At 46.4% G+C, this 6,980-nt stretch carries 5 protein-coding genes; all 5 read left to right on the top strand.

What is annotated here, in order from left to right:
• Nucleotides 1–97: 97 nt before the first annotated feature.
• The 5 genes from AB7S66_RS10545 to AB7S66_RS10525 all read left to right on the top strand — a co-directional run bounded on the left by AB7S66_RS10545 (nt 98) and on the right by AB7S66_RS10525 (nt 6,820).
• Nucleotides 98–547: a hypothetical protein gene (locus AB7S66_RS10545; RefSeq protein ID WP_428519799.1), complete on the top strand. Its 450-nt coding sequence runs from the start codon at nt 98–100 to the stop codon at nt 545–547.
• 178 nt (nt 548–725) lie between these two features.
• Nucleotides 726–1,682: an Abi family protein gene (locus tag AB7S66_RS10540; protein WP_428519797.1), complete on the top strand. Its 957-nt coding sequence runs from the start codon at nt 726–728 to the stop codon at nt 1,680–1,682.
• A gap of 238 nt (nt 1,683–1,920) precedes the next feature.
• The gene (locus AB7S66_RS10535) at nt 1,921–3,693 is read left to right on the top strand and encodes a glycoside hydrolase family 125 protein (protein WP_428519795.1); all 1,773 of its coding nucleotides are present in this window, start codon (nt 1,921–1,923) and stop codon (nt 3,691–3,693) included.
• Nucleotides 3,674–5,743, top strand: coding sequence for a hypothetical protein (locus tag AB7S66_RS10530; protein ID WP_428519793.1), 2,070 nt, complete (start codon nt 3,674–3,676; stop codon nt 5,741–5,743). Before AB7S66_RS10535 ends, AB7S66_RS10530 begins: the two co-directional genes overlap by 20 nt.
• Before the next feature lie 42 nt (nt 5,744–5,785).
• A complete protein-coding gene (locus AB7S66_RS10525; protein WP_428519791.1) occupies nt 5,786–6,820 on the top strand; it encodes a LacI family DNA-binding transcriptional regulator in 1,035 nt (344 codons plus the stop codon).
• Nucleotides 6,821–6,980: the final 160 nt, after the last annotated feature.

Raw genomic sequence — 6,980 nt, 5'->3', positions numbered from 1 at the left:
TACTATACTTTTGGTACTGTGATTGATTCAGTCTATAGAACGATATCATATCCATTAATGATGTAGGGTTGAGAAAGATGATCAGGAGGAATTTTGAATGCTTGAAGCTGACACTAAATTTGTTTCCAAACATACAACAAAAGAACGTAAGTTGAAATATCAATATGCTAAGCTATTGCGAGATATGATGTTGGAATCAATAGAAGCTTGGAAAACTATGTTGGAAAAAGAATTGGGAGACAGAGGGATTGAGTCTCAAGTGATTGAAAATGTAAGAGAAGTAATCCTACATGAAGCGAATGCTCATCTAGTTTGGAAAGTTCTTAAAAAAGAAGATAGATATGACACGCCATATTACAGGAGTAAATTGGAAGAGTTAAGGAAGCTTTATCCCAACTTAAAAATTGAAAACAAAATTCACGCTTTTGTCTCTTGTCCGGTTTTTGATCAAGCCGACATTGATCAAGTTTTTTCACAGAATTCCAGAGTTCCTGGTCTCGATTGTGAGAATATATGGGATGAGGAAAGAGATGATTTGGAAAAATAGACAAACTCTGTAGTCTTGTAATATCTGAGTGAGATGATTCATCCTCCGGGATTGTTCCTGAACCTGTACTGTAAATTTGTGATTATTCTTGATTAGTTTTTAACCAAAATTTACCTTTACATTCTTGCTATGAGCGAATAATCTGGAAAGAGTAAATCTAATCACCAATGAGAGAACCATGAAAAAAAGTTACGCTCCATATAATTCACTAATGCGCCACATGAGGAGATCTGGAATAGAGATTTCTGGATCAAGCCAAAAAAGGCATCTTCAGTTAACTGGATATTACCATGGCTACAAAGGATATAGATTCAATAAAGAACCGACAAATTTGATTCCTTATAAATCATATAACGAATTACGATATGTGATTGACTTTGATGAATCACTTAAATCCATCATGTATTTACCACTCATGCAACTTGAGGCTGCAATTAAAAGTATTTCTTGTGAAATAATAACGTCACATGTTAAATCCAGCTCATTTGCAGATGTTTTTGAAAAAGCGATGTTGAATGGTAATTATGAAGAAAGAAAACAGAAGTTACGATGTAGAGATAATGTATATTCTACAATGACTCGTCGTTTCAACGATAGCAGCAAGATAGTATGCCATTATTATAATAACGATCAATACATTCCTTTGTGGGCAATTATTGAGGAAATGACACTTGGGGATTTATCTACACTGATTGAGAGACTCAAGCCATCAATAAAATTTGATATTTCTTCAGAATTGGGAATCCCTTTGACATTTAACACCGATGGAAAGTTATTACCGAAGTTTATATTGAGGGTAAAAGATCTAAGAAATGCGGTTGCACACAATAGAGTTGTATTTGATGGAAGATACAGTGGATTTAAAGCACGAAATTCTTTATGCGATATAATTAAGCAAGATACAGGTATTTCAAGTATTCGCCTTGATTCAGTCGTGGACGACATTATCTTAATTGTCTTTCTTATGAAGAATCTCCGTTTTAATAAGACACAACTTCATAAAATTGTTACGCAACTGATTGCTGAGATAGAGAAATTATATGCTAAGTTAGATTATGTGTTATATAAAGAGATTATGCCTTCCGATGCACATACCAAATTGATTGCGTTAAAGAAATATATTGCTAAGAAATAGGGGTTGCTTATAATGGCGATATTGTGTACTATTAATTTACAATTGACGTGTACGTTTCCGGACTGCACGAGAAGGGTTCCGATAAGTCGGGCCCTTTATTTTTTTCTCAGGTTTGCTGCCCAAACACTGTTAGGTGTAAATCTACACCTATGGCAATTTTGAATCTTCCTCTCTTTTCCCTTGACAGAACCTCTCTTCCATTCTAATAATTACTTAAACGCATAAGTAGAGGTTCCCGATGATCTGTACCGGTAATGAATACATAGCAATCCCTGAAATAGAAGAGAACAGTGACGTACTCAGCATTAACGTCCTCTCCATGGCTCAACGTGGCATGATCGAATTTCGGGGAGGGGAGAAGCCCTTCCTTCACCTCGGACTCTCTGTCAACGGAACAGAATCAGAATTCTCATCATTCACCCAGAACCGTTACTGGATCCCGACCTTCTCTTCAGAAACCCCTTCCTGTAACGCTACCTACCAGATACTCTCCCCGAAAGACCAAAAAGGCTTTGTGCAGGTAATTACGATAGAGAACAAAACAGAGCAGTCCCTTGATGCAAGGATTACCCTAACAGGCTCAATTGCTGAAGTCCTGCATACCGTCAATGAAAGCAAACCCTTTGAAGGCAGCATGCACGCATATAAGACTGACTGGTCAGACTGTCCTTGTTTTGACATCCGATCAGGATTCCCAGTCCTCGCGCTTGCCCCGATTACCTCCAGCAGCAGTGATTGGGTTTTTTGCGAAGATCCTTCTATCTCTTTCACCATGGATTCCCCATTGGAAGTCCCTGCCTTAGGGAATGCACAGTTTGCCATCTACTGGGGAGTAGGGTATGAGGAAGTCTCAGCAGTCACCACTGCACGGGAATTTTCCCGGCAAGGAGTAGAAGCCCTCCATAGAGAGCAAGTTCTGTATCTGGACTCCATCATCAGACCAACTGGTGACAGAGAGATGGACAAGAGCCTCTTCAGCAACCTGCTCTTTGCCATCCACTACGCAACCGGAAGAACCATCGACAGCGAGGAGCTCGTCCTGGTGACCAGCAGAAGCCCGCGCTACTACGTGAGCGCAGCCTACTGGGACCGGGACTCCCTGCTCTGGTCCTTTCCTGCAATCCTGGAAGTTGACCAGGCACTTGCACGGGAAATGCTCTACTACGTCTCCACCCGGCAGAAGCGGAACGTCGGGATCCACAGTAGGTACATTGATGGAACCATCCTTGAACCTGGATTCGAGCTCGATGAGCTCTGCGCCCCCATTCTTGCCATCGACGCATATATCAAGAAGACTTCTGAGCCAATACTGGATGATAGTGATATCAAGTCCCTCACCAATCGCATCATCGATAAATTGGAGGCAGTAGAAACTGAAACAGGACTCTATAAGACCTTCCTCCAACCAACCGATGATATGCATGTCTATCCCCTGCTTACCTACAACAATGCCTTGGTCTATGCAGTGTTCTCCATCCTTGCCTCCTGGAATTGGAAAGGGAAGGCCTCCCACTGGGCAGAAAGAAAGGAAGCTGTGAAGCGTGCGATCGAGAGGCACTTGGTCAAAGACCACCATGGCAAGAGACAGTACGTTTGGTCTACCGATGGGAACGGGAATTATGACATCTATGACGAGCCACCTGGCAGTCTCTTGCTCCTCCCACTCTTCGGTATTACCTCCCTCTCAGATGAAGTGTACCTGAACACGGTCTCTACCATCACCGACCCTGCCTATGAGTACTCATTCGCAGGAACCAAATTTGCTGCGATTGGGTGTCCGCATGCACCTCATCCCTGGATATTGAGTCTGGCGAATGAAGTCAGGGTCCTGCATACAGAAGCTGCAATCCAAAAGCTCCTGCATGCACCAATGGACCATGGAATCGCCTGTGAAAGCATTGATGAGCACAGCGGGTACGCGAGTACAGGTGAGGCATTTGCCACCTGCGCTGGATACCTCGCATATGTCCTCATCGGGGAGATGAAAGCACGTGGAAAGTGGAAAGCATAATACCTACCTGCCCTGGCAGATTGAAACAGACATAACTGGGCAGAATGAACGCTTCTGCCAAAGTATCTTCTACCAAGGCAATGGAAGGTTCGGCCTCAGGGCAGTACTGCCCGGCGATACCTATACAAGCGAGAACCATGGGGTCTACAAGGCTAGAGGGTTTGAGTACATCAAGAGCGGCATTACTGACATGGTCAACTTGCCCGACCCCTTACGCTTGTCCGTCTTCATTGATTCACTGCCTCTCACCAATAGTGGAAGCAAGCAAGCACTGGACATGAAGCGAGGGTTGGTGACCCGTACCTGGGAAACCGATCAGTATTCCTGTACTTACTCCAGAGTGGTCTCCTTTAAAGAGAAGGACCTGGTTGGTCACCGATTTGTCTTTAAGGCAAAGGAACAGATTTCCTTGCTTGTTATTGATACAGTTGACGATTCGGTGATGAACCTCCCGGTCAACGATGACCAGACCGTAGAGAATGAAGAGAGTCTTGTTTTACTGAAGAAGTGTCGATTCTCTTGGGATGATGGAATCTTATTCATGGAAGGCTCTAGTGTCCATGACGCCCTCTCTTTCACCTACACCAAGCGTTTTAAATCCTCTGTTCCTGGGAGTGAGCGTGGAAACCTGAAGCACTATGAAACCGTCCTGGAAGCTGGCTCGACCTTCTTCTTGGAGGCAGTGGTCAGCTTGGAAGGAAAGAGCTTGGAAGGGTACGGCTATGAACGACTCTACCAGGAATCAGAAGAAGAACTCTCCCTGTTCTGGGAAGATCATGACATCATCCTCAATGGACCTGTTAAAGACCAGTGTGCCATTCGCTGGGCTCTCTTCAATCTGAAGCAGAATGAACCAGAGCAGGGCTGTTCCATCGGGGCTAGGGGACTTACTCATAGCCGCTATAAAGGTTGTTACTTCTGGGACACAGAAGTCTTCATACTTCCGTATTACCTTTACACCAATCCAGTGGTCGCCAAGAACATTCTCTCCTACCGCGTGGAGACCTTCTCATCAGCCAAAGCATATGCTGCTTCCTTGAACCTGAAGGGGGCACGGTATCCTTGGATGAGTGCTCTCAACGGCTCAGAGCAGTGTGAATCGTGGGATACCGGAAAGTGTGAAGTCCATGTCACTGCCGATATCGTGTGGGCGATGGACCAGTATGTACAAGCCACCGGTGACCATGCATTAGAAAAAAAGAGCCTCGTTGAAATCTACCTGGAGACAGCACGGTTCTGGGCCTCACGATTTACCTACATTGATCAAACAAACCGGTATGAGATGCTCTTCGTGAAAGGCCCCAACGAGTATGGCGGGGTGACCAAGAACAACACCTATACCACCTGCATGGCCTTGCATACGATCAAGCTGGCCCTCGCAGCTGCAGAGAGGGGAGAGCTTTCACTCTCTTTAGAGGAGAGAGCTGAGTTTGAGGCAATGATCAGCAAGGCTGTCATCCCCTACAGCGAGGAAGAAGGGACCTACCTTGAGGATGACCTGTTCCTCTTGCAGGAACCCTTCGATCTGAAAGCCCATAAAACGAGTGGTAGGGCACTCTACCATACAATCTGCTTCGACCGCCTCCAGCGGTACAAGGTAGTCAAACAGCCCGATGTCTTGCTGCTCTATCTCCTGTTGCCCGAGTACTTCAGTGAGGAGGAGGCACAGAACGCCTGGTCGCTCTATGAGCCCATCACCAGCCATGACTCCACCCTAAGCTGGGGTATGCATTCCCTCATTGCCTACAAGCTTGGCTTGAGGGAGGCAGGAGAGCAGTATCTCAGGCAAGCCATGTTCCTCGACCTCGAGGAGCTCATGGAAAACACAAGTGGGGAAGGGCTGCACATCGGAGCAATGGGCGCCTTCCTCCAGGCAGTGCTCTTTGGGGTAATGGGACTGAGCTTCACTGGCGGTGTCTCATCCACTCCTTCCCTGCCTGCTTCCTGGCAGCAGATAGAGAGCAAGGTAACCTACAAAGGAGAGCGATACCGGGTGGTTTGTGATACAAAAGGCAGCCATGTGGAAAAGATTTCATTGACAAATGAGTAAATGAGTTCAATACTTAACTTAAACGCATAAGTGAGGCAATGAATGGCAACGAAACGGATCAACATGAAGGATATCGCACAGGAAGCCGGGGTTTCGACGGCTACGGTCTCCTACATCATAAACAAACGTTCAGACCAAGTTATTGCCCCCCAGACCATCAAGAAAGTGGAAGAGGCCATCAAGCGGTTGGGCTATGTGCCCAACCTTGGAGCCAGAGCATTGGCATCAAGACACTCATACTTGCTTGGCCTCTTGATACCACAGACAGAGAAGGAAACAAAGCTGATGTTCTCCAACTCCTTCTATGGTAGCTTCCTCTCGAACTTTGAATATGAGGCAAGGAAGAAGGGCTACAACATACTGATCAGCGGGACTGATGTGGATGAAAGTTATCTGGATGTGGCCCGCAAGCGCAGCCTTGATGGGATTGTCATCGTAGGTGTTGAGATTGAGTCGGACATCAAGGACCTGAAACAGATTGGGATCCCCACCGTTTTGGTTGACTCCTACGGCATGGACAAGGAGCTCAGCTCGGTCACCATTGACGACGAGAACGGCGGATTTCTGGCAACCGAGTACCTGATAGGAATGGGTCATAGAACCATCGGCCTGGCTACCGGCTATCTGACCAAGGAAGGCGTAAACACAGAGCGTCTGAAAGGCTATGAGAAGGCACTGGCAAACCATGGCTTACCCAAGGACGGGAGGTATGTGTACTCCGGTACGATCTCCTATGAATATGGACTGGAGCTTGGCTTACAATTGGCAGGCTCCCCCGAGAGACCGAGCGCTGTGTTTGTTACTGCTGATATTCTGGCCTTCGGCTTGATCAAGGGGTTGAAGAAGGGAGGCCTGAAGGTCCCAGAGGATATCTCGGTTGTCGGGTTTGACGATGGCTTCCTGGCAAGCAACATGGAGCCGGCTTTGACCACTATACGTCAGGACGTGGATGAAAAGGCTCGAATAGCTGCCCAGCTGGTCATTGATGCGATTGAAGAGAAGGAACATGGTTCCAATATTGTACTGCCTGTCTCCCTGGTGGAGCGGGAATCGGTACGGAAATTGGTGTTGAATTGATAATCCGAAGCCGTGCGGGGCTTCGGATCATCGGATGTGCGCTCGGTATGAGTATTCACTAAAGGGTGAAAGTCCCTAGTACGGGTGATAGCGCCAAGTACATAGCCAAGAGCAAGGGTGTCCTTCGTGAGGAGGAATCTGAAGAAAGCTGGAGGCAAAA

This window comes from Sphaerochaeta sp., assembly GCF_050178175.1.
Taxonomy (GTDB): Bacteria; Spirochaetota; Spirochaetia; order Sphaerochaetales; family Sphaerochaetaceae; genus Sphaerochaeta.
This window is presented reverse-complemented; position numbering and strand designations above follow the sequence as displayed.

Bases quoted from the DNA above. Each gene is read 5' to 3' on its own strand.
- AB7S66_RS10545 (WP_428519799.1), top strand. From the start codon at position 98: ATGCTTGAAGCTGACACTAAATTTGTTTCCAAACATACAACAAAAGAA.
- AB7S66_RS10540 (WP_428519797.1), top strand. From the start codon at position 726: ATGAAAAAAAGTTACGCTCCATATAATTCACTAATGCGCCACATGAGG.
- AB7S66_RS10535 (WP_428519795.1), top strand. From the start codon at position 1,921: ATGATCTGTACCGGTAATGAATACATAGCAATCCCTGAAATAGAAGAG.
- AB7S66_RS10525 (WP_428519791.1), top strand. From the start codon at position 5,786: ATGGCAACGAAACGGATCAACATGAAGGATATCGCACAGGAAGCCGGG.